Here is a 24084-nt window from a genome sequence, read left to right as displayed (position 1 = left end):
TATGGCACTTATTTTATCTGTTTTGGATAAATCTCCGGTGATAGCCGAAGAATGCTTCTTAGCACCCAATTCAACGATTGTAGGCGATGTGGAGATTGGACATCACTGTTCGGTATGGTTTAATGCTGTCATACGCGGAGATGTCAATTATATTCGTATCGGTAATTATACTAATATTCAAGATGGAGCGGTTATACATTGTACCTATAAGAAATGCGGTACTACGATCGGAAATTATGTAAGTATAGGGCATCAGGCTATGGTACATGGATGTATTTTGGAAGATCATGTACTCATTGGTATGGGAGCTATCGTTATGGATAATGCGATTGTTGAATCGAATGTTATTGTAGCAGCTGGTGCAGTAGTTTTGGAAAATACTCGTTGTGAATCGGGATTTCTATATGCTGGAGTACCTGCCAAAAAGATAAAAGCACTTACTGAAGAGCAGAAAGATCTATTGCAGAAGCTACCACATAATTATGTTCTGTACAGTTCCTGGTTTTAGCTTAATCGAATTAGCAATATTAAATAAGTTATTTTAGAATGGCCTCAATTAATTTTTTTTGAGGCCACTCAATGAAAAACTATCTTTCTGTTCCCAATTAGCACGTATCGTAAATACTTTATTCAGATATACAACAGGTTCAGGAAAAGTTTTCTTTTCGACATCTCCAGTGTCCCAGATTCCATTATCATTGTCGTCGCGTATCACACGTATACTATACTTTCCTCCAGGATACTGTTTGTATACAACAGCCGGATTGTTCATGTTTATTTTGTCGACGCGATAGACCTTATCTTTTTTCTCATTGATTAACTCAACCAAATAGGTTGTATTGCTATCTAGATCTGTAAAATCAAATGTCAGATCCCCATAGTTTTCACTATCGTCATAGGTCAAATCGAGCTTTTTCTCTTTGTTTTGTTCGCCAAAATAGCCTGTTATAGCGCCTTCTGTAAACTCAATTTGGTACTTTTTCTCTTTTCTCCAATTATAGCGAATATGGTAGATATTGGTATTTGCTGTATCTACAGCTAGTTGGTAATTGGTCCGGACCAATGAGTCTTCTTTGAATTTTAACTTGGTTTTATCGATATTTTTGATCGGTGTGAAAGCAGATACCTGAAGGTGTGTAATTCGATCGACCCGTCCATTATTTGGCGTAAAAATAGGCTCAATTGTCTGCTCTATTTTTACATTCCCTTTTCTAATGAGAATGGTATCCAATGGTCTTTCATTTTCTGTCAGAACAAGCTTTAGGGAGTCTATTTTTAAATTTGGAATAAACAAAGTAGCCGAGTCTGATGTCTTTGAAAAACGTACTTTTTTATCCTTGTTGTTTACTTCGTCATTAAGGATATCAAGTTTGGGCTTGTCGACTCTTCTATTAAAAACAAGAAGTATACTTCCATTTTTTTCAAATTTCTTCTCTTGGGTTCTAAACTTTTTTGGGATTCCTTTGAAGATCTCCAAGTTGATATTGCTTAAGTCTCGCTCTAGCACGATAGAGTCTTTTAGGAAACCTATTTCTTCATCAGCACCATTATAGATTCTATCGTTATTTTTTTCTTGAAGTGCGTAAATGCGATAAGTTCCTTCTCTTAGATTGTTTAGTTTATAGTTACCTGCAGTATCCGTTGTCGTGAATATATTCGCCTTCTTTTTACCAAAAATCGAGTCTTGGCTAATGGGGATCAACAAGACTTTAACATCCTTTTGGACCTCTTTCGTTATAGCACTTTTTACATTACCGGATATACTGAGTGAATCTATTTTATCTCCTGTCGCGAATACGTAAGCATAATTGACCAATGCATTTCCAGCGTTATAATCAACTAGTCCTTTACCGAAGTATATGCTGTAGGTTGTATTCTTTTCTAGGGAATCAGGTAAGGTAATTTCTAGATTTTTTTTCTTCACCTTGAATTCTGGATTGCTTCCCATGTCTGGCGTAATACTGAATTCCTTTTGTTGATTTGCCAGCTTGATATACTCGTCAAACGTGATCACTATTTTTTTAGCTGTAAAATTCTTCGAAAAATTCGTAGGGCTTTCCAATAGTATCTTCGGAGGAATAGAATCTTTTGGCCCCCCCGTGGGCTGTTGTATGCTCGCACATTGTATGGACAAGCCAATAAGCATAATAAACATGCTTAAAATAAGTAATCTTGTTTTTAAGCTACTTTTTAGCCTTTCTGAACCACTTTTATTTTCTCTTAAAGAAGTTTTCATAAAAAATAGAATATTGTCTTAAATCGCTTATTTTAAGCTTTGTGATGTTTAGTGTATAAGTATTTGACTTTCAGTTGTTTAACTCATATGGACCATCAATACCGTGATATCAGAGGGCGAAACGCCTGAGATTCTTGAAGCTTGCCCCAGTGTACGTGGTTTAACTTTAGATAACTTTTGTCTTGCCTCAATTGATAGCGATGTTAATAGGCTGTAGTCAAAATCAGGATTAATTTCTCTATCTTCCATCTTCTTCATGCGATTGACAATTTCCATCTCTTTATCGAAATAGCTTTCATATTTGAGATTGATCTCTGCTTGTTCAATGGTATCATTATCGAATTGGGATACATAGTGTGCAAAGCCTTCGTCTCCTTTCAGAATATCTTGGATACCAACTTGTGGTCTTGCAAGAACATTACTCAACCTTGTTTTTTGTGGAAGTGCGCTTGAGCCAACTTCGGCTAATATGGTATTCATCTTTTCGACATTGGTCGAATTTTGTTTGAGATACTCGATTATTTTATTGGAGTTATCAATTTTGTTTTGCACTTTTTTGAGTCTTTCTTCTCCTACCAATCCCAATTTGTAAGCTAATGGGGTTAGGCGAATATCAGCATTGTCCTGGCGTAGAAGTAGACGATGTTCTGCTCTTGATGTAAACATGCGGTACGGCTCTTCAGTTCCTTTTGTTACGAGGTCGTCGACCAATACACCTATATAGGATTCGGATCGTTTAAGAATAAGTTCCTTATCATCATTGATGCGTTGATGCGCATTTATCCCGGCTAGGAAACCTTGAGCAGCGGCTTCTTCATAGCCAGTTGTCCCATTGATCTGTCCTGCGAAAAATAGATGTTTCACCAATTGGGTTTCCAAGGTTAGATCCAATTGCATTGGTGGAAAGTAGTCGTATTCTATGGCATAACCTGGGCGGTACATTTTCGCATTTTCAAAGCCTGGGATCAATTGCAAAGCTTTCAATTGTACGTCTTCTGGCAATGAGGTGGAGAATCCGTTGACATAAATTTCTACTGTTTTGAAGCCTTCGGGCTCCACGAATATCTGATGTCTTTCACGCTCGGCAAAACGATTTATTTTATCTTCTATTGAAGGGCAATAGCGTGGTCCCAATCCTTTGATACGTCCCGTAAACATGGGTGATTTTTCAAACCCAGTGCGTAGCATTTCGTGGACCTTATCGTTTGTATAGGTAATCCAACAACAGCGTTGTTCAGTTGGTATTTCTACATCTGTATAGGAGAACCGCCCTCTTTTTTCATCGCCCCACTGTTCTTCCATTAATGCATAGTTGAGGCTTCTTCCATCTATACGTGGTGGCGTTCCTGTCTTCATTCTCCCGGATTCGAAACCAAGGGAAACAAGTTGCTCGGTTAAACCTGTGGCAGCCTTCTCTCCTGTTCTACCGCCTCCAAATTTCTTGTCCCCAATGTGAATTACACCATTTAGAAAAGTTCCATTGGTCAGTACCACGGCGTCCGATTCTATTTCTATGCCCATCGAAGTGATGACACCGCAAGCTTTTCCGTTTTTTACGATAACTTCTTTTACGGTATCTTGCCACATATCTAAATTAGGAAGAGACTCGAGTTGTAATCTCCATTCTTCTGCAAACTGCATTCGGTCATTTTGGGTCCGCGGACTCCACATGGCAGGACCTTTCGAAAGATTTAACATTCGGAATTGAATGGTTGATTTATCTGCTATGATACCAGTATATCCGCCCATAGCATCAATTTCTCTTACTATCTGTCCTTTGGCTACTCCACCGATAGCGGGGTTACAACTCATTTGCGCTATTACTCCCATATTCATTGTGATGAGTAAAGTGGACGAACCTAAGTTAGCTGCTGCCGCCGCTGCCTCACATCCGGCATGCCCCGCACCAACGACAATTACATTATATTTTTTAAACATTTTTCTATTCTTGTTCCACGTGAAACGTGGTGTTTTTATTTCTTTGTAAATTTACGTTTTCTTTGTGTTCCACGTGAAACCTGTGGTGAAATTTTACATAAAATCAGCAAGATATAACCATCTTTCGGATTTATCGTCTATCTGTTTTTGGATAGATTGAATTTCTTCCGCTAAGGAAGAAAGTTTTAGATGATCTGTTACCTGGTTTAGTTCCTCCGTTTTTAACGCTACTTGTGTTTCCAGTTTTTCGATTTCTTCTTCTAGTTTGTTATATTCCAATTGTTCCTTGTACGAGAGTTTTTTCTTTTCCTCTTTTACAATTGGCTTTACCTGTTCTTGGGTTATCCTTTTTTGTTTTTCCTTTTCTAATTTTTGGATTTCTTCCTGTTCAAGTTTAAAGTCGGCATAATTTCCGTTGTATATCTGCACGATCCCCTTTCCTTCAAAAATGAAAAGTTGATCCGTCAATTTATCTAATAGATACCTGTCGTGTGATACTAATATGAGTACTCCTTTGTAGTTGTCAAGAAAATCTTCCAGCACGTTTAATGTATCAATGTCCAAATCATTGGATGGTTCATCCAGAATTAAAAAATTTGGATTCTTCATTAAAACACGCATTAATTGAAGTCTTTTTTTCTCCCCCCCACTTAATTTATTAACGAAACCAAATTGTTTTTCAGGAGGAAATAAAAAGTGGGTTAGCAGCTGTGAAGCCGTGATTACTTCCCCATTTGCCATTTCAATATAGTCTGCTATATTTTTTACAACATCTAATACTCGATCGTTTTCATTTACTTCCAATCCGCCCTGTTTATAGTAGCCATATACTGTGGTTTCCCCTACCGCTATAGACCCTGTATCAGGTTTTTCTTCTCCCGTGATTAAATTAAGAAAGGTTGATTTTCCAGTACCATTTTTTCCCGCTAGACCAATACGATCACCTTTTTTAAAGGTGTATGAAAAATCATGTATGATTTCTTTTGCTCCATAACGTTTTGGCAACATGTTCTAGTTCGAGTATTTTTGAGCCCTGCCTGCTTACTTTCACACTGAGTTGTACCGAGTCGTTTCCTTTAATTGCTTTAGATTTTTCTTCCAAGTCATAGTATGCTTCAATACGTGATTTGGATTTGGTACCACGTGCCTGTGGTTGACGACGCATCCACTCCAATTCACGGCGAAGTAGGTTTCTGCTTTTCTCAACCATAACCGCATCAATAGTTTCACGTTCGGACTTCTTTTCTAGAAAATAAGAATAGTTGCCTTTATAGGTAAAGAGATTGCCCCTATCCAGCTCTCGAATCTCCGTACAGATATTATCCAGAAGTAGCGATCGTGCGTTACTAAAAGAACGGTTTTGCTACCTGTTGTTAGTAGTTTTTCAAGCCATTCAATAGTCTCTATATCCAAATGGTTGGTGGGTTCATCTAATATATAAATATCCGGCTCGTCTATCAAAAGCTTGGCTAGCGCAAGGCGTTTTCGTTGGCCCCCTGATAAACTTTTGATATCTTGATGGAAATCCATAATGTTTAAACGATTAAGAATCGTCTTAATATTATGCTCATACTCCCAGGCATTCAATGAACTTATTTTTTCTGTAAGATCTTCTAATTTTTTTCTGATCGATATCAGTTTCCAATAACAGCTCCTCGTACTTACGGATAAGACGTTGTTGATCGTTGTCTGTACTATAAATAAAATCGTTGATTGATTTTAATCCTGTGAAATCAGGATCCTGTTCTAAGAAACCAATTTTTATACCTTTTTCTTTTACAACTTTTCCTGAGGTTGGTAAGATTCGCTCTGCTAAAATGGCGAGTAAGGTTGATTTACCTGTGCCATTGATTCCGACCAAGGCCACACGTTCTCCCTTTTGGAGACCGAAATGTAAATCTTTAAAAAGCCATCGATCATGGAAGGAATGGCTTACTTGTTCTGTAGCTAAAATACTCACGTTATATCACCCTAAATTATATTCAGTCAATTTACACGCCAAAACACTACCAGTAGGTTTCTTCTCTTGGTAGTTTATATCGTGTTGATAATCAATATTTTAGTTATATTTCTATTGATTGTCAGTTATTTATATATTGAATCAATAATCGTTTTGATTGCTGACTAATGTAATCTATTGGGTGGCATACGATCAAATGTTAGCCTTTGCTATTGGGTAAAATGATAATTCGAAGTCCCAAAGGTTCGCTTGTTCATTTGGAATGCTCGCAAAAATAAAGAAATAGTTTCTTATTCGATGCGAAAAAAGCTTCGTTATTTGATTAATTGGCAATAATGATACTGCCCTGATAAAATTAATTCAATGCGTAATCCGCTATCAGATTGAAACGTGGTATTTCAACTTGAAAGCTGCCGTTGTCCAGTGTTCGGATCATATTATAATATCCTTCCATGAATCCGAATTCGCTATTGAGATTGCAACCTGAGGTGTATTGATGAGTCTGACCAGGTTCTATAATAGGTTGTTCGCCTACTACTCCTTCTCCAGATACCTCCCTATAGTCTCCTTTTGCATCAAAAATTTTCCAATAGCGACTTATCAATTGAACCGTGTAATCGCTGAGATTTTCTATGCTGATATGATAAGCAAACATAAAATGTTCACGGTCCGGATTCGAATACTCCGATTGATAGATGGTTTCAACCGAGATTTTTTACGCCTTCTGTAATTTGTGTGATCATTTGAATGATGTTTATTGTTGCAATGAATGTTTACGCTAAAATACTAATAATGAGTTTAAAAATCTAAATTATAATCATTTTAAAAGGTTAAATAATGCTAAGTTTAAAATTAGTATAACCAAATGGACCTTAATTAGTAGGTTTGTATTATGGCAAATGGTATCTTATATTTAATTCCTGTTCCATTGAGTGATGACGCAGCTTTCCAGTCATTTACTCCGTATTTAGTGGAAACAATCAATTCATTGGACGAGTATATTGTAGAGAACGAAAAAACGGCGCGCAAGTTTTTAAAACTTGCAGGTTTAAAGATTCCGCAGAGCGAATTAACGATCCATGATTATGGAAAACATGTGCGGGACAAGGGAAATATAAATGATTTTTTTGAAGGCTTGAAACAAGGCAAAAGTGTTGGATTAATGTCTGAGGCGGGATGTCCTGGTGTTGCTGATCCTGGTGCTTCTATTGTAGCGCGGGCACATCAATTGGGTATTAAGGTAGTTCCTCTTGTTGGACCAAGCTCTATTCTACTGGCACTTATGGCTTCCGGATTTAGCGGTCAGAAATTTGCCTTTCATGGTTATTTGCCTATCGATAAAATTGATCGAGCTAAGGAGATTAAAAATCTCGAACAGCAATCAGCACGTGAAAAGCAGACGCAAATTTTTATTGAAACTCCATTTAGAAATAATCAGCTTTTAGCCGATCTACTAAAAATATGTAAACCTTCCACCTTACTCTGTGTTGCGTCAAATGTAACAGCTGCCGACGAAAATATACAAAGTTTGACAGTTGGTGAGTGGCGAAAACGATCGTATGATTATCATAAAAAGCCGACTATTTTTTTACTTTATGCATGATGCTTTTAGAGCTCCCCCCTACCCTATTTTCATTGATGAAGTTTAATAATGAAATTAAAAGCTCTTTTTACATGAGTGAAGTATGTTTTAATAAAGTAAATGAGTGCTTACATTTTGTTTTTTTAATAAATATGTAAACCAGGGTATCAGAATAAATGCTGAATAGAGTTTGTTAACCGTCTAGAATGATTTAATATATAACAAGATGAATTACTGTAGATTATTGTCTATTATGTTTTTGTTTTCATTAGTTGGATTCAGTAAAGATCTTGCTGCACAGTCTTCTACATATGTTATTGTCCATGGAGCTTGGGGTGGTGCTTGGCAGTTTAAAAATACGGCGGTTGAGTTAGCTAAAAAGGGAAATGAGGTGTACCGACCCACACTAACAGGCCTGGGTGAGCGTTATCATTTAGCAGATACTTCTATCCGATTACAAACGCATGTCGATGATGTTGTGAATACGATCCTGTTTGAGGATCTCCATGATATTATATTGGTCGGACATAGTTATGGTGGGATGATTATCACGGCTGTGGCAGATAGTCTTCCGGATAGAATCCGTAAATTGGTTTACTTGGATGCTATACTACCGGAGGATCAACAATCTGTAATGAACTTAATGGGTAAATCCAGTGCAGCAAATGGACTGTTAAAATTAGAAAAGGATGGTTATATTTTTCCTTTCTGGGTGAAGGACATTAAGAAGCTTCCTAGGGATGTCCCCCACCCGTTAAGAACAATGACAGACAAGATCAGTTTAAAAAATCCGAAACGACTTAAAATTCCAAGTACTTACATTTTGACTTATGAGGATGGCAAAACAATTGAGGATGATGATTTTTACCCGTTTTATAGGAAGGCAAAAAATATAGGTTTTAAAACAGTCGAATTTGTTGGAGATCATAATCCACAAATAAAAAAGTTGAAAGAATTAGTAGATTTGTTGGAACAGGAATAATAAATAAGCAATAAATAGTTCAATGACGCAAGAGGAATTAATAAGAGAGTTAAGTAAGCCTGAAGTAATTTATACCGCTATGGGTATTGTTGTCATACGTATTATCGTATGGCTTCTATTTGCAAATACAATTCGAAAGACATTAAAATTGGTCGCCAAAGAAAATAGATTAATGAAGCCCAACCAATCGTGGTTAGCTGCAATTCCGCTGGTTAATATTTATTGGAATTTTCAGGTTGCTTCGCGTCTAAGGGATTCTTTGATCAATGAATTTTATGATCGAAAAATAGCTGTGGAGGAAAACCCTACGTTTAGGAAAGGATCGCTATATGCATGGATTTACCTGGCGACAAATATTCCGCTCCCACTTTCTATTTCCGGTGTACTGATCATTATGCATTTTGTGACATTGGCTAATTACTGGTTTGAAATTAACGCGAATAGAAGAATTTTAGAGGAACATAATAAATTTAGAGAAAAAGAGGTAATTGTAAACCATGAAAATTAAAGAAGTCATTGACTATTTGGAGCAATTGGCTCCTTTAGATTTGCAAGAGTCTTATGATAATGCTGGCCTTATTGTGGGCGACGCCAATAGAGAGATTACAAAGGTGCTCATTTCGTTAGACTGCACAGAAGATGTTGTAAAAGAAGCCATTGATAAAGGGTGTAATTTAATTATTTCGCACCATCCCATTGTATTTAGGGGGCTAAAAAAATTTAATGGGAAAAATTATGTGGAGCGTACGGTTATTAAAGCAATTGAACATAAAGTTGCATTATATGCCATTCATACGAATCTAGATAATGTTACCGGTGGAGTGAATACGAAAATTGCCGATAAATTGGGATTAGAAAATCAGGCTATACTGGAATCTAAAACAAATGTATTGCGAAAAATGGTCGTTTTTGTACCTAGGAGTCATGTTGAAGATGTCCGACAGGCATTGTTTGATGCGGGCGCAGGTAAAATCGGAAAACACTATGATCAATGTAGTTTTAATGCGGCGGGTTATGGTAGTTTTAGACCTTTAGAAGGGGCCGATCCTACCCTTGGGGAGATTGGTGTTCAAGAGCGTGTTGAGGAAACACGAATTGAGGTTATCTACCTGAAATCTATTGAAAGAAAGTTACTTTTGGCACTCTATGAAGCTCATCCTTATGAGGAAGTAGCTTATGATTTGTTTGATATTCAAAATACGGCTGCTGAAATCGGTGCAGGAATGATTGGAAATTTGGCTGAACCAATGGCTGAATTGGAATTTTTAGCTTATCTTAAGGACAAACTGAGGTTGAATGTCATTCGTCATACAGCCTTATTAGATAAAAAAGTTAGTCGTGTAGCGGTCTGTGGTGGCTCGGGGGGATTTTTACTCGGTGCAGCCAAACGTTCTGGTGCTGATTTTTTTGTTACAGCAGACTATAAATATCATGAATTTTTTGATGCTGAAGGTGAAATCGTGATTGCAGATACGGGACATTTTGAGAGCGAACAATTTACGCAAGAATTATTGTACGACATTATTACGAAAAAATTTCCTAACTTTGCAACCTTAACAACAGAAATAGATACAAATCCTATAAAATACTACAGTTGATGGAACAAACCGTAGAACAAAAATTGAAAGCATTATGGCTGTTACAAGCCGTACATACTAAAATAGACAAAATTCGCCAAGTTCGTGGTGAATTGCCTATGGAAGTTGCAGATCTTGAAGATGAGATTGCGGGCTTAGAGACTCGTATTGAGAAGATCAGAATAGACTTAGACGATTTAGAAGATTCGATCGTTAAGCGTAAAAACATGATTAAGGATGCCCAAGCTGCTATCAAAAAATATGAGTCGCAGCTGAATGAGGTAAAGAATAATCGTGAGTACGACGCTATTTCGAAAGAAATAGAAATCCAAGGTCTTGAGATTCAGGTTTGCGAGAAACGAATCAAAGAAGCAGAATTTGAGATTCGTAACAAAACAGAAAACTACGATACTACTGTAGGAAATCTTGAGTATAGCAAAAGCGAACTTGAGGGAAAAAAGAAAGAATTGGAAACAATTACTTCTGAAACTCAAAAAGAAGAAGATGCATTGTTAGCAAAAGCTGCTGAGGCTGAAGCGAATATCGAAGAACGTTTGGTAAAGGTATACTACCGTTTGCGTAACTCGTTTAAAAACGGACTTGCTGTTGTTTCGATCGATCGTGATAGCTGTTCAGGATGTCATAATAAGATTCCTGCTCAAATGCAATCAGAAATACGTCAACGTAAGAAAATCATCATTTGTGAACACTGTGGTCGCGTTTTGGTTGATGAAGGAATTGTGTTAGAAATCGAACAAGAGTACGGTTTCTAATCCTCAATAAATAAAGGAAGGTCCTGCTGTAAAGCAGGACTTTTTTTTTGTCATATTTTTTATGCAACTTTGTTGATATACTAACTAGGTCCGCTTACAAAAGTGTAGTTTTGTGTGTGGTAAATTTAACCTTTAAACGTTTATGAATAAAACTCATTTCAAGTTATTTGCTGCCTTTTTGCTCGGTACATCCTTTCTGCAAACAAAAGCGCAAGAAACACTATTGCTTCGAAATCCAAGTATTAGCGCCAACAATATTGCTTTTGTCTATGGTGGAGATATTTGGATTGCCGAAAAAAACGGAGCTAATCCGAGACGCCTTACAACAAATCCTGGAGTGGAACAGAATCCAATGTTTTCTCCAGATGGCAAGAAAGTTGCATTCACAGGAAATTATGACGGAAATACAGACGTATATGTAATCCCTGTAACGGGTGGTGAGCCCAAACGGATCACTTATCACCCTTCTTCGGATGTATTGCGGGGATGGCTCAATAATGATGAAGTATATTATACGACATCTCGTGATTTCACCTATGCTTTAAGTCCACGATTATACAGTTCCAATATTCAAATGTCAGGAATGGACAAGGCGCTTATTATGCCTGAAGCGACTCAGGGAAGCCCTTCTGCTGATGGTCGTTACTGGGCTTATATCAAAAACACTGACCCTACTGAAAGAGATCGAGTTGCCTTTAAACGCTACCGGGGTGGTGGTATGCCGACAATTTGGATCTTCGATACGAAAACCAAACAAATAGAAGCTATTCCGCAGGTTAAAAGTAATGATGTTAAACCATTATGGTTGGGAAATAAGATCTACTTCCTTTCCGATCGTGATAAAATTGTTAACATCTATAGTTATGATACCAAATCCAAAAAGGTAGAAAAGCTAACGGATTTTAAAGATTACGATGTGCGTTCGCTGAATGGAAATGGGACTGAGTTGATCTTTGAATATGCTGGCGTATTAAATACGCTAAATCTGAGCGATAATAAAGTCATTCCTTTGCATATTACGGTGAATACAGATGTAATGTACAAAAGACCGTATTATAAAGACATTAAGGACGATATACGTTATGCTACCCTATCGCCAACAGGCCAACGGGCATTATTAGAGGCGCGGGGAGAGATATTTACGGTACCTAAGGAGAAAGGTGAAGCCCGAAATTTATCTAATTCTCCGGGTTCTCATGAGCGTTTTCCGGATTGGTCTCCAAATGGAAAATGGATTTCTTATATTTCAGACAAAAATGGATCTTATCAATTGGTGCTGATGGATCAATTTGGAAAAGATAAACCTCTGTACTTTAACTTAGGAGAAACGAACTTCTATTTCGAGCCAACATGGTCACCGGATTCCAAGAAGTTGTTTTACAATGATGCACATCTTAATCTGTTCTATATTGATATCGCTTCAAAGGCCATTGTTAAAGTTGCAGACGATAAATTGAGCGGTCAAACTGGCCGTGTATCCAATCATTTCCAACCAAGCTGGTCTCCTGATTCAAAATGGATATCCTTTATACGTACATTGGAAAATGGGGTACCCGCTGTGTTTATGTATAACTTGGATACAAAGAAAACTCAGCAAATTACGGATGGTATGAGCTCTGCACGTAGTACAGCTTTTTCTCAGGATGGTAAATATCTATTTTTTACAGCGAGTACAAATACAGGGTTGACAAATTCTGGCTTACATATGTCCGCGGTGCAGCGTAATGTTGATTATGCCGTATATGGCTTTATTTTATCCAGCAAAACGCCATCATTCTTTAAGAATGATAGTGATGAGGAACAAATCCGTGAGGATAAGGTGGATAAAAAAGAAGAAGGAGATGGTGATAAAAAAGATCGTGTAAAAGAAAACGATAAAAAATCACCTAAAAAGGATAAAAAGGAAGAGGCAGTGACAAGTAAGCCCATTGATAAATCTATTCAAGTTGACTTCGATCGTATAGAAAACAGAATAGTTGCCCTCCCTTTACCTGCTGGACCTTATTGGAATTTGAATGGTTTAGTGCCAAATCAATTGACTTACCAACGCGGGGGAACAATCGGAGCATATGATTTTAAGGATCTCGAAAACAAAACCTTAGTGGAAAATGCCCGTAGTTTTGTTATTAGCGCCGATGGTAAGAAGATGTTATATCAAACGGGAAATGGATTCAATATTGTAACAGCTGGGCAAAAAGTAGCCTCTCCTACTGCTGGCGAAGTTAAGCTAGGCGGAATTCAGCAATTGGTGGATCCCGCTGCCGAATGGAAACAGGTATTCAATGAAGTTTGGTCAATGCAAAAAGACTATTTTTATGTTGAAAACATGCATGGTGCTGACTGGAAAGCGATGAAAACCAAATATGAAAAATTCCTGCCTTTTGTAAACCATCGTTCTGATCTTGGTTATTTATTGAATGAAATGATGGGAGAAATGGTCGTGGGACACAATTATATCTATCCCGGAGATCAACCTTCCACGCCGTCGGTTTCAGTTGGTGTGTTGGGAGCAGATTATACGTTAAAGAATGGTTACTATCAGATTGCTAAATTGTTTACGCGTCTTGAATGGAATCCATCGTTCAAAGCCCCATTGGCTGAACCGGGATTAAACATCAAAGAAGGAGACTATATTGTTGCTGTTAATGGTGCTGAATTGACTGAAGATAAGGATATCTATAGTTTATTTGACAATACTGTTGGTAAACAAGTTACGTTGAAGGTCAATTCAAAACCTTCATTGGTCGGCGCTCGTGAAGTAATCGTTAAACCGATCTCGTTTAGCGACGAGATGAATTTGCGGAGCATGGAATGGGTTGAAAGGAACCGTAAGAAAGTAAATGAATTGAGTAATGGGCAAATAGCTTATGTTTACATGCCAAATACCGGTGCTGAAGGTTATACCTATTTCAATCGTTATTATTTCGCTCAGATGGATAAAAAGGCTCTTCTGATGGATGAAAGAAACAATGGTGGTGGCTGGGTGGCCGATTATGTCATTGATCTTTTGTCCCGTGAACTGATTGCTGGTTGGGGAATTCGTGATGGAAAAGGATTTACTACACCAGGAAATGGTATTTATGGACCTAAAGCCATGATCATTAATGAAAATGCAGGTTCAGGTGGCGATATGATGCCTTATATGTTCCGTTTTAAAGGGCTAGGTAAATTGGTTGGTCGTACGACAATGGGGATTTTGGTTGGCATAAGTGGCTATCCTCCTTTATTGGATGGCGGCCGTATTACTTCGCCAAACTTCGGTGTATATGACCTCAAAGGAAATTGGATTATTGAAAATGAAGGTGTGGCTCCTGATGTATTTATCGAACAATTGCCTAAAGATCTTTTGGAGGGTCGTGATCCTCAACTTGAAAGAACGGTGAAAAATATTATTGGAAGAAATGAAAACATATCCGTATAAAAATCTGCAGAAACCTGCTGATCCAATTCGAGTGAATTAAATAATATAAATATAAGGAGGCTGTCTCAAAAAGGCAGTCTCTTTTTTTGCATTATCTAAGGTTTATTATTTGTTTTAACGGTTTGATTTTCATATATTTATAGTGTAAACAAAAAGGATATATGCCATCTCAAAGAGCTACTTTTAAGCCTTACTATCAGGACCAGATCATGGCCATTCCTCCAACTTTGGACGAACTGGTGTCCAAAGGTCATCCGGTACGTATCGTTAACGATGTAATCAACCGGATCAACATCCAGTCCCTATTGGACGCTTATAAGATAAAAGGCTGCTCCAGTTATCATCCGCAGATGTTGTTGAAAGTTTTGGTGTTTGGCTACGTAAGCAATGTCTACAGCAGTCGCAAATTGGAAACGGCGTGCCGGGAGAACATCAATTTCATGTGGCTGAGCGGCATGAGCTATCCCGACCACAATACCATCAACAGATTTCGAGGCGTTCGTTTGAAAGAAGCACTTCGTAGTGTATTTGAAGAAGTTGTCAAACTCCTGTCCGAAGAAGGTCTGCTGAGTATAGAAGATGTTTACACCGATGGCACCAAGATTGAAGCCAATGCTAACAAATACACCTTTGTCTGGAAAAAAGCTATCCAGACCAATAAGGAGAAGATGAAAGCTGCCTTAAAAGATATTTGGGAATACGCCCAAAGTATCGCCAAAGCAGAGGACAACCTTCCGGAACCTCCCGATCTGACAACAATTGACCGCGAAAAAGTTCAGGCTACGGTCGATAACCTGAACCGGGTCTTGTCCGATAAACCTTCGGTAAGCAAGAAGATGAGGGCAAAGTTGCGCTATGCGACTAAAAACTACCCGGCCAAGATTGTTCAATATGAAGAGCAGGAAGTAACGCTTGGAGATAGAAATAGTTATAGCAAGACAGATCCCGATGCTACTTTTATGCGCATGAAAGAGGATCATATGAAAAATGGCCAGCTCAAACCAGGTTATAACATTCAGATATCTACTTCCAATCAATACATCGTCAATTACACCATACATCCCACCCCCACAGATACCACAACGCTACCCGTCATCTGGCACAACATGAGGCGAGCTTTGGGGAAATACTGAAAACCATTACCGCAGATGCTGGCTATGGCAGCCAGGAGAACTATGCGTTACTAGAAGGGAAAAACATTGGGGCCTATGTGAAATATGGTATGTTTGACAAGGAGCAGAAAAAGAGTTATTCGGGCAAGAAGCCATTCTCCGTTGATAAACTACATTATAACCCTGCAAAAGATTGCTATATCTGTCCAATGGGACAGGAAATGAACTGCATAGGTCTATTTACACAAAAGACCTCCACAGGTTTCGAGCAAAAAATAAAAAGATATCAGGCAAAAAACTGCACAAACTGCCCATTGAACGGTGCTTGCCACAAATCACAGGGCAATAGAATCATCCAGATAAATGAACAGCTTGAGGCTTATAAAGATAGAGCATACGGATTGCTTAACAGCGATGTCGGTATAGCCAAAAGAAAACAGCGATGTCACGATGTCGAACCAGTCTTTGGAAACATAAAACAGAACCACGGGTTCCGAAGATTTATGCTCCGCGGTAAGGAAAAAGTGTCCATAGAATGGGGTTTATTGGCTATAGCGCAAAATCTAAGGAAAAAAGCAGCTTAAAAAGCTACTTTTTGTTCTTTTTCTTCCCAAATGAACAGTTCTGTGAAATAATCAACAAACAACTCACAAATCTATCGCATAGCCATATTTAATAAAAAAGCTGCCTCAATAAATTTGAGACAGCTTCTTTTTTTGATTCTATATTCTGTGTTAAGGAAACCATATGTGGGATGATCTAATACCTCCGGTCGAGTTTTTACTTTACTTGTATTGTAGGGCTCTTTACTATTCGGCTCGTACAAACGATACGGCAGAATTTGATTGAATGCGACAATTTTAATTAATCAAGACCGTTGCAAAAGTGTTTGGTTTTTATTTTATTGATATTCAGGTTTTTAATTTGTTTCTTGTTGATTTTCGTTATATTTAAGGTATGGAAAAGACAGAAAAAGTTAGCTTTGTTGATTACATGGTTCAAAGACGGAAAATCAAGCAGGAATTCTTCGATCAGATCAATACATTGGTAAATTGGCGTCCGATTTCAAATATTATCAACAAGCATTACCACAAAGGGGAAAGCAAAATGGGACGCCCTAGTTATTCTGGTCTTGTCCTCTTCAAAATGACACTTCTACAGACCTGGTATGGTCTGAGTGACTACGAAGTAGAAGACCGTATAAACGACAGTATCTCCTTTAGTCGCTTTGTTGGCATCAGTTTGGACGATTCGGTTCCCGATCACAGTGTTATTAGCCGTTTTCGCAGCTCGCTGACAGAAAAGGGTGTTTATGAGAATCTATTCAAGGAGCTGAACAAGCAGTTGAATAAACATAAAATATTGGTAAAACGTGGAGCTATCGTTGATGCCAGTATTGTTGATTCTCCGCTAAAACCAAAAGGCAAAGTTATTTACGAGATCGAAAGTGACCGTAGTGAACATCCTCGCGAAGATTCTGAGCTGGATAAAGAGAATAGTGAACAGTTATTGATCCAACAAGAGAGCCCGGGTGTTGACCATGAAGCTCGTTGGATAAAGAAGGCTGGGAAAACACGTTATGGCTATAAAAAGCATTATGTCACCGATACAGAAGGCCTGGTTCTGGGCGTGGTAACCACTCCAGCAAATGTAAATGAAATTGCCAATCTTCAACAGGTAATATCTTCGGCTGACCTTCCAAAGGGCATCCATATCTATGCTGACAAGGGATATCGTTCCTCTAAAAATGAGGAATTGATCAAATCAGGAAAGCTAAAAAGCAGGATCTTGCATAAGGCAAAGAAAGGAACAGCGTTAACCGAAAGAGAGAAGTTAAGAAACAAACTGATCGGCAAGATCAGGTTCAAAGTTGAACGGACCTTCGGGAGTATCCGGCGATGGTTCAACTCAAGCTGTGCAAGGTATAAGGGGATCGCCAAAATGCATACACAAAATCTAATGGAAGCCATGGCGTACAATCTTTACAGATCACCTGGGATACTTGTATCCAATGCAATAAAAAACACAAATTAAGCAGTTGAAAAGGCCTCAAAAAGAGGATTTTTCAAGAAAACGCAACTAGATTTCCGAATCCAAATCGGAAAAAACTGCAAAAAAAAGCAAAAATAACCGATCAGAAAATATCAACATTATTTTGCAACGGTCTTTAATCTTGCTTTTATTGCTATCTTTAACTGATATTTAATAGCTATGTTTCCTGAACAAACACCCCATCCGTTTCAATCTTTGTTACGATTAATCTTAATGGTTATCGGTTTTGGCATTCTTTCGCAGATTATTGCTATTCTGATTATTGCAAGTTATTATACATACACAAGGCAGGTATTCTCGTTGGAGTCCTTAATGAATGGATCGGCCAATGAGATGCGCTTTATGTTGTTAATGAGTAGTTTGGGATCTTTTGTTGTGCCATCTTATCTGATGAATACACGCGAAGGATATGGCATTACGTATTTTAAACTGAAGAAATGGCCTAGTGGAATGCAATTTGGCTATATATTTTTGGCAATGCTTTCGTTTATGCCTTTGATGAGTCTGATCGGTCACTGGAATGAATCCTTGCAATTACCCGACAATATGCAATCGTTGCAGCGTTGGATGGAGCGTAGCGAAAAGGAATCGGGTGATTTAATCAAGGGTATCATTATGGACTCGAGTATATCCGGCTTTTTGTATAATATTGTTGTACTGGCCTTAATTCCGGCCATAGGTGAAGAATTGTTGTTTCGTGGTATTTTGCAAAAAATAATAGGAAGATGGTTGAGCAATCAGCATGTGGTTATATGGCTCGTTGCTATTATTTTCAGTGCGATACATCTGCAATTTTTTGGTTTTGTTCCCCGCATGTTATTGGGCGCTTTTTTTGGCTATCTTTATGTATGGAGCAAGAACATCATATTGTCCATCTTTGGGCACTTTGTCAATAATGCCGGAGCCACAATTGGAGCATTTTACTACATGAGACAGGGAAAGAGTTATGATGAACTCAATGCATTTGAGTTACAATCTTGGTGGATATATCTTGTGGCCTTCATTTTTACTCTTATTTTTGTATTCTTATTTTATCGATCAACGCAAAAAGAAAACAATGGAGAACGATTGGAAAAAAATTAAAACATATACAAATGCTATTCAAGCCGAGATAGTCAAACAAATGTTGGAAGAGAATGGTATTCCGGCTGTCGCGTTGAATAAACAAGATTCTTCTTATCTGTTTGGAAAAATTGAACTTTATGTCAGCGAAGGATCTATCGAAGCAGCCGAAAGGTTAATTGAGGAATCGGAGGGGGATTTTAGTTTATGAAAACAAGAGCAATAACCGGAGTAATCTTTGTGGCTGTTATGATAGTGGCTACTCTTTTGGGAGCTTATGTTTATTCCATCTTTTTTACCTTGCTAAGTACATGGTGTCTTTATGAATTCTATGGAATCGTTTCATCCGAAGAACGCGCCCCAAATAAGTGGATAGGCATAACAATGGCCTTACTCCTATTTGTTTTGGGCTCATTAGTTTCGATGGATCTGCTTGCGGTAAAATTTTTAGCACTGATTATTCCGTTTATAAGTGCGACTTATATTATTTCACTTTTTCAGAAGAGAACTTTTCCTTTCAATGATATTGCCTATACTTTTTTGGGTATTGCTTATGTTACATTGCCTTTCTTCCTATTTTCCAAATTAGGGTTTCTGCAAGGTACTTTTAACTATGTACTGCCCTTAGGTTTTTTGATCTTATTGTGGACAAACGATACCGGGGCATATCTCGCTGGACGAAGCTTTGGAAAACGTAAATTATTCGAACGGATCTCACCAAAGAAAACATGGGAAGGTTTCTTTGGGGGCTTAATTTTGGCTATTGTTGCTGCTGTAAATCTGGAAAAATATTTTGGTTATCTTCCACTTTGGCAATGGGTAAGTATTGCGGCAATTATCAGTATCGTTGGAACATTGGGGGATTTGGTGGAGTCGATGTTAAAGCGTAGTTTGCACGTGAAAGATTCCGGAAATATATTGCCCGGACATGGTGGTTTTTTAGATAGATTTGACGGATTGTTACTAGCGGCACCTATGGTCTATGTTTTCTTAATTTTAATCAATTGATTGTATTATGAGTCACATTCAAAAATCTACATTTGATTTTTTAACGGAATTGAAAGCCAATAATTCTCGGGAATGGTTTGCCGATAACAGAGCTAAATACGAAGCGGCATTGGCCGATGTGAAAAGTTTTTTGACAGATTTAATTGCCGCTTTAAGCGAGTTTGACCCTAAAATCAATACCTCCATACAGGCAAGTAAATGTTTGTTTCGTATTTACCGTGATACACGCTTTTCAAATGATAAAACACCTTATAAAAGTTGGTTTGGGGCAGGAATTTCAGTTGATGGAAGAAAGCTGCAGGGACCGGAGTACTATATTCATATTGGAGCAGAAAATTCATTTATTGCCTGTGGATATTGGCGACCAGAAAAGCAACATTTAGAGGCGATAAGACAAGAAATTGATTACAGTGGTAATAAATTGGATGAAATTTTAAACACTGTATTGACAGGCGGTAATATTGCACTTTTCAAAGAAGATTTGCTGAAGCGTGCGCCTGCTGGCTATAGTGAGGACAATCCTTTTATTGACTTTATCAAATTGAAAAGTTTTGTGTTGGATAGATCTTTAACGATAAAGGAGTTATCTGCAAAAAATGCATTAGATAATATCGTGGCTTCTTATAAAAGTATGCTTCCTTTTAAAGAGTTTTTACAAGAAGCCATCGATACGGACTAATTATTCCGGTAAGCTGATTTTGCCCATACAGATAGCGGGCGAATCTTTAATTTGCGCTACATTGGATTTGTTGCCTGCCAAGGTCTCATTTGCTAACAAAGCAAAGAGGACGGCCTCTTTTGCATCTGGATTGATACCTAATGTTGCAAAGCTTTCAACCTTACAGGTAGGTAAACTCCTTTTGATGTGATCAAACAGCAATGGATTGTGCAGTCCACCTCCACTTATGTATACTGCCACATCAGATAGTCCTTCTGACTGCTTTCGAATGCCATTGACCATTGCAAGAGCCGCAAAGCGGTTGAGGGTTGCCATGACGTTTTCATGTGGAATATGAGTTATTTTCGAACGATCTTGTGCCTTTTCGAGATAAGCGAGATTAAATAGTTCTGGCCCGGTGGTTTTTGGAAAGGGTAGTGTTAGAAATTCCTCCGTTAATAGTTGATTCAAAAGAACATCATTTACTTGTCCCTTTTTAGCCATATAGGCGTCTCTATCCATCTCCTGATCAAAATTAGCCTTCATGTATTGGTTCATCATTGTATTGCCTGGACCGAGATCTGTCGCATAGGCTTTTAATTTTGTCTGATGGCTTGGGATAAATGTGAAATTAGAAATACCGCCAATATTCAATAAGAATCGATTTTCTGTTGCATGCGAGAAAAGAAGGTAGTCGCCATAGGCTGCCAAAGGTGCCCCTTCTCCTCCTGCAGCAATATGTTTTTGCCTAAAGTCAGATAGGGTTATGATACCTGTATCTACCGCGATATGATCTCCATCTCCAATCTGTAAAGTGCTGTTGGGCCAGTTGCGGTCTTTGGTCAACGATTGAGGAGCATGGTATACGGTTTGCCCATGGCTGGCTATACAATCAATCTCACTGCTTGATAGATTCCATTGTTGTAATGCTGTATTGATTAATTTGGCATGCGTGATACCAATATAAGCATTAAGCCCCGAAAATAATTGTTGGTCGATATTTCGTTTTGCAAAGACTTCACGGACTCGTGCTCTAAAATCATCCTCATAATCCATTGTAGTAAAATGCTCTAGCTGTATTTTTGTTGTTTTACCTGCATTTTCTATGCGGCATACTGCGATATCAAGTCCATCCAGGGACGTTCCAGACATCAGGCCAATAATACGACGATCTTTCTTTTGTGAAATTTGGTAAAGTCTTTCGATTTGAGGATTCATAGCTTAAAAATAAACACAAAAATGTTATGATGAATATCATTTTTGACAATTAAAGATATTTTGTAACTTCACGGCATTAAGAATCAAAAAATTAAATACAATGAATTTTCCAGCAGAATTGAAATACACCAAAGATCACGAATGGATTCGTGTTGAAGGTGATGAAGCAGTTGTAGGGATTACCGATTTCGCTCAACGTGAATTGGGTGACATCGTTTTTGTTGACATAAACACTGTAGGTGAGGAAGTTGCCGCTAATGAAGTTTTCGGTACAATTGAAGCTGTAAAAACAGTTTCTGATTTGTTTTTACCTGTAGCAGCTACGATTTTATCGGTGAATGAAGCTATTGATGCATCTCCTGAATTGGTCAATTCTGATCCTTATGGTGAAGGTTGGATTGTTCGTGTTAAATTGAACAATGTTGCTGATGTAGATGCTTTGTTATCTGCTGATCAATACAAAGAAGAGATCTACGCATAAATTTGATATATAACAAAAAAAATAGGGGCCTTTTGGCCCCTATTTTTTTTATAGTCGTTTATTGACTTTTTAAGGTGGTCTTTATTTTTGCTTCAGGCATATCCACGGCACTTGTCATTTCTGTTATCTTGGTAAGGCAGGTTTTTTTATCCAAGACATAGAAACCCTGTACGTTGCCTACCTGATTTGCATCCGGTCCGAACATTTTACCTTCAACATTTACTTTGTAGCCTAGTTCATTTGCTTCTATTAAAGTCATTGTGGTCTCCACCGAAATGCCTGAATCATCAGATTCCGTTTTGGAAGTCCACGAGTCACCGATTTTAACAGGCTGTTCAGGTAATACGGTACTTATATTTTCAAACATACTTTTATCAAACGGCATGTTAATGCCCTCAGGTAACTTGATATCAGAAGATTTGCCAAGTTGATCAACATTAAAGCTAATGCTATTTTCTAGCAATTTGCCTAAGGTAGCATGCATCTGTTTGGAAAACTCATTGGCTTCGGGGTTTTTCGAGTCGTAGGACATGTCCATTCCCGCCATATTCATTTTCATGTTGATTCCGGTATATTTAAGGTCGAACGCGAAGATATTGTCTTTTTTCGTTGTATTGGTGATATCAAAACCCATATTAAGGTCTGTAACCATTTTTTGGCCAGCAGCATCAATATCCATTGTCATCACAAGGTTTTGCGTTATTTTTTTCCCTGAATCGGGATTTACACGTAGTGTGTATTTCTTTTGTGCGGAAGCAGATATCACTAAAAATGCAAATACCGCCATCAGAGAGGCAATTCTTAATTTTTTCATATATGGAATTTTAATTTTTTTAATAAGCAACAATCGGCCAGTTTAAATATAAAAAAAAATCCCTTTTACAGGGTAAAAGGGATTTTAATTTTTTAAGAATGTAATTCGTATTACTTCTTGATATAAGATACTTCTTTCACAGCTTTCACAACTTTCTCAACGCTAGGTAAAGCAGCTTCGATCAATGTTGGAGCATAAGGAAGAGGTACATCTGCACAATTTACGCGGATAACAGGGGCATCTAAATAATCAAATGCGTTCCGTTGTACGTTGAATGCTAAATCCGTAGAAATAGATGCCAATGGCCATGCTTCTTCCACGATTACCAAACGGTTTGTTTTCTTCACAGACGCAATGATTGTAGGATAATCGATAGGACGTACCGAGCGCAAATCGATTAATTCAACGCTGATACCTTCTTTTTTCAATTCTTCAACTGCAGGGATGACAACGCGAGGAAGCATTTTACCGAAAGATACAATAGTTACATCTGTACCTTCTTGGATAATATTAGCTTTTCCGATTTCCAAGTAATATTCTTCTTCAGGAACTTGTCCTTTATCGCCATACATGACCTCAGATTCCATGAAGATAACAGGATCTGGATCGATAATAGCTGATTTCAATAAACCTTTAGCTTCATACGGATTAGAAGGAACCACAACTTTTAAACCTGGTGTATTTGCAAACCAGTTTTCAAAGTTTTGAGAGTGTTGTGCTGCAAGCTGACCCGCATTTCCTGTAGGGCCACGGAAGACCATCGGAATAGAGAACTGTCCACCACTCATCGAGTGAATTTTAGCAGCCGCATTGATTACTTGGTCAATTGCAACAAGTGAGAAGTTGAATGTCATGAATTCAACAATTGGCTTCAAACCATTCATTGCCGCACCAACAGCAATACCAGCAAAACCAAGTTCAGCAATAGGTGTATCAATGATACGCTTTGCACCGAATTCATCAAGCATACCCTGACTTACTTTGTAAGCTCCGTTATACTCAGCAACTTCTTCTCCTAATAAAAATATTTTGTCGTCTTTACGCATTTCTTCGTTCATTGCTTCACGAAGTGCTTCTCTGAATTGTATTTCTCTCATCAGTTGTAAAATAGTGTCAATTTTTAGATTACAAATCTACTATTTAAAATTGATATTTTGAAGATTTGAACCTGCTAATTCTATAGTTTTATGTCATTTTTTAATAAGTAAAT

22 protein-coding genes and 2 pseudogenes are annotated in these 24084 nt (G+C 37.9%); 14 read left to right on the top strand and 10 right to left on the bottom strand.

Translation table 11 applies throughout. The annotated features are described in order from the left end of the window. The first annotated feature begins 1 nt into the window (after position 1). Positions 2-508 (top strand): gamma carbonic anhydrase family protein, encoded by a 507-nt coding sequence (locus DTA23_RS15010; RefSeq protein WP_070562667.1) that lies wholly within the window; start codon positions 2-4, stop codon positions 506-508. 48 nt (positions 509-556) lie between these two features. Here the strand turns inward: DTA23_RS15010 and DTA23_RS15005 are convergent, their stop codons facing one another. The 7 genes and pseudogenes from DTA23_RS15005 to apaG form a co-directional block, all read right to left on the bottom strand. Next, a complete protein-coding gene (locus DTA23_RS15005; protein ID WP_112375166.1) occupies positions 557-2236 on the bottom strand; it encodes an Ig-like domain-containing protein in 1680 nt (559 codons plus the stop codon). A 78-nt stretch (positions 2237-2314) separates the two neighbouring features. Further along, entirely contained in the window at positions 2315-4174 is a 1860-nt protein-coding gene (gene mnmG / locus DTA23_RS15000; protein ID WP_112375165.1) for a tRNA uridine-5-carboxymethylaminomethyl(34) synthesis enzyme MnmG, read from the bottom strand. Between the two features lie 93 nt (positions 4175-4267). Further along, positions 4268-5182: an ATP-binding cassette domain-containing protein gene (locus tag DTA23_RS29240; RefSeq protein ID WP_256603882.1), complete on the bottom strand. Its 915-nt coding sequence runs from the start codon at positions 5180-5182 to the stop codon at positions 4268-4270. Then, on the bottom strand, positions 5142-5471 hold the full coding sequence (locus DTA23_RS29235; protein WP_256604065.1) for a hypothetical protein: 330 nt from the start codon (positions 5469-5471) through the stop codon (positions 5142-5144). The genes DTA23_RS29240 and DTA23_RS29235 overlap by 41 nt, the downstream gene beginning before the upstream one ends. Beyond that, on the bottom strand, positions 5420-5761 hold the full coding sequence (locus tag DTA23_RS29230; RefSeq protein WP_256603881.1) for an ATP-binding cassette domain-containing protein: 342 nt from the start codon (positions 5759-5761) through the stop codon (positions 5420-5422). The genes DTA23_RS29235 and DTA23_RS29230 overlap by 52 nt, the downstream gene beginning before the upstream one ends. Then, positions 5742-6134 carry an ATP-binding cassette domain-containing protein gene (locus DTA23_RS29225; RefSeq protein ID WP_256603879.1) on the bottom strand — a complete coding sequence of 131 codons (393 nt, stop codon included), beginning with the start codon at positions 6132-6134 and terminating at the stop codon, positions 5742-5744. Before DTA23_RS29225 ends, DTA23_RS29230 begins: the two co-directional genes overlap by 20 nt. 355 nt (positions 6135-6489) lie before the next feature. Beyond that, positions 6490-6877: pseudogene (gene apaG / locus DTA23_RS14990) on the bottom strand (Co2+/Mg2+ efflux facilitator ApaG/CorD). Between the two features lie 149 nt (positions 6878-7026). Between apaG and DTA23_RS14985 the strand changes: the two are divergent. From DTA23_RS14985 to DTA23_RS14930, 12 genes and pseudogenes are all read left to right on the top strand, one after another. Beyond that, positions 7027-7737, top strand: coding sequence for an SAM-dependent methyltransferase (locus DTA23_RS14985; protein WP_070562678.1), 711 nt, complete (start codon positions 7027-7029; stop codon positions 7735-7737). A 205-nt stretch (positions 7738-7942) separates the two neighbouring features. After that, positions 7943-8698, top strand: coding sequence for an alpha/beta hydrolase (locus tag DTA23_RS14980; protein ID WP_112375164.1), 756 nt, complete (start codon positions 7943-7945; stop codon positions 8696-8698). A 22-nt stretch (positions 8699-8720) separates the two neighbouring features. Then, a complete protein-coding gene (locus DTA23_RS14975) occupies positions 8721-9206 on the top strand; it encodes a hypothetical protein (protein ID WP_146753080.1) in 486 nt (161 codons plus the stop codon). Next, complete coding sequence (locus DTA23_RS14970) at positions 9196-10296, top strand: Nif3-like dinuclear metal center hexameric protein (protein WP_070562686.1); 1101 nt, start codon at positions 9196-9198, stop codon at positions 10294-10296. The genes DTA23_RS14975 and DTA23_RS14970 overlap by 11 nt, the downstream gene beginning before the upstream one ends. Then, positions 10296-11048, top strand: a complete 753-nt coding sequence (locus DTA23_RS14965) for a zinc ribbon domain-containing protein (RefSeq protein ID WP_070562689.1) — start codon at positions 10296-10298, stop codon at positions 11046-11048. The genes DTA23_RS14970 and DTA23_RS14965 overlap by 1 nt, the downstream gene beginning before the upstream one ends. A gap of 142 nt (positions 11049-11190) precedes the next feature. Further along, positions 11191-14469 carry a S41 family peptidase gene (locus tag DTA23_RS14960; protein WP_256603871.1) on the top strand — a complete coding sequence of 1093 codons (3279 nt, stop codon included), beginning with the start codon at positions 11191-11193 and terminating at the stop codon, positions 14467-14469. A 161-nt stretch (positions 14470-14630) separates the two neighbouring features. Next, positions 14631-16165: pseudogene (locus DTA23_RS14955) on the top strand (IS1182 family transposase). A 427-nt stretch (positions 16166-16592) separates the two neighbouring features. Further along, positions 16593-17615, top strand: a complete 1023-nt coding sequence (locus DTA23_RS14950) for an IS5 family transposase (RefSeq protein ID WP_112374319.1) — start codon at positions 16593-16595, stop codon at positions 17613-17615. Between the two features lie 177 nt (positions 17616-17792). Beyond that, positions 17793-18716 (top strand): CPBP family intramembrane glutamic endopeptidase, encoded by a 924-nt coding sequence (locus tag DTA23_RS14945; protein WP_112375162.1) that lies wholly within the window; start codon positions 17793-17795, stop codon positions 18714-18716. Continuing rightward, entirely contained in the window at positions 18691-18906 is a 216-nt protein-coding gene (locus tag DTA23_RS14940; protein WP_083663420.1) for a putative signal transducing protein, read from the top strand. Before DTA23_RS14945 ends, DTA23_RS14940 begins: the two co-directional genes overlap by 26 nt. Next, on the top strand, positions 18903-19703 hold the full coding sequence (locus DTA23_RS14935; RefSeq protein WP_112375161.1) for a phosphatidate cytidylyltransferase: 801 nt from the start codon (positions 18903-18905) through the stop codon (positions 19701-19703). Before DTA23_RS14940 ends, DTA23_RS14935 begins: the two co-directional genes overlap by 4 nt. A gap of 7 nt (positions 19704-19710) precedes the next feature. After that, complete coding sequence (locus DTA23_RS14930; protein ID WP_112375160.1) at positions 19711-20382, top strand: DUF2461 domain-containing protein; 672 nt, start codon at positions 19711-19713, stop codon at positions 20380-20382. Here the strand turns inward: DTA23_RS14930 and DTA23_RS14925 are convergent, their stop codons facing one another. Then, positions 20383-21579, bottom strand: a complete 1197-nt coding sequence (locus tag DTA23_RS14925; RefSeq protein ID WP_112375159.1) for an anhydro-N-acetylmuramic acid kinase — start codon at positions 21577-21579, stop codon at positions 20383-20385. Between the two features lie 100 nt (positions 21580-21679). On the opposite strand from DTA23_RS14925, the gene gcvH reads away from it, so the two are divergent. Beyond that, positions 21680-22060 carry a glycine cleavage system protein GcvH gene (gene gcvH, locus DTA23_RS14920; RefSeq protein ID WP_112375158.1) on the top strand — a complete coding sequence of 127 codons (381 nt, stop codon included), beginning with the start codon at positions 21680-21682 and terminating at the stop codon, positions 22058-22060. A 58-nt stretch (positions 22061-22118) separates the two neighbouring features. Here gcvH and DTA23_RS14915 read toward each other — a convergent pair whose 3' ends face one another. Beyond that, the gene (locus tag DTA23_RS14915; RefSeq protein WP_146753079.1) at positions 22119-22874 is read right to left on the bottom strand and encodes a DUF6263 family protein; all 756 of its coding nucleotides are present in this window, start codon (positions 22872-22874) and stop codon (positions 22119-22121) included. A 110-nt stretch (positions 22875-22984) separates the two neighbouring features. Continuing rightward, positions 22985-23971, bottom strand: a complete 987-nt coding sequence (locus DTA23_RS14910; protein ID WP_112375156.1) for a pyruvate dehydrogenase complex E1 component subunit beta — start codon at positions 23969-23971, stop codon at positions 22985-22987. Between the last annotated feature and the right edge of the window lie 113 nt (positions 23972-24084).

Source organism: Sphingobacterium multivorum, assembly GCF_900457465.1.
GTDB lineage: Bacteria > Bacteroidota > Bacteroidia > Sphingobacteriales > Sphingobacteriaceae > Sphingobacterium > Sphingobacterium multivorum.
This window is presented reverse-complemented; position numbering and strand designations above follow the sequence as displayed.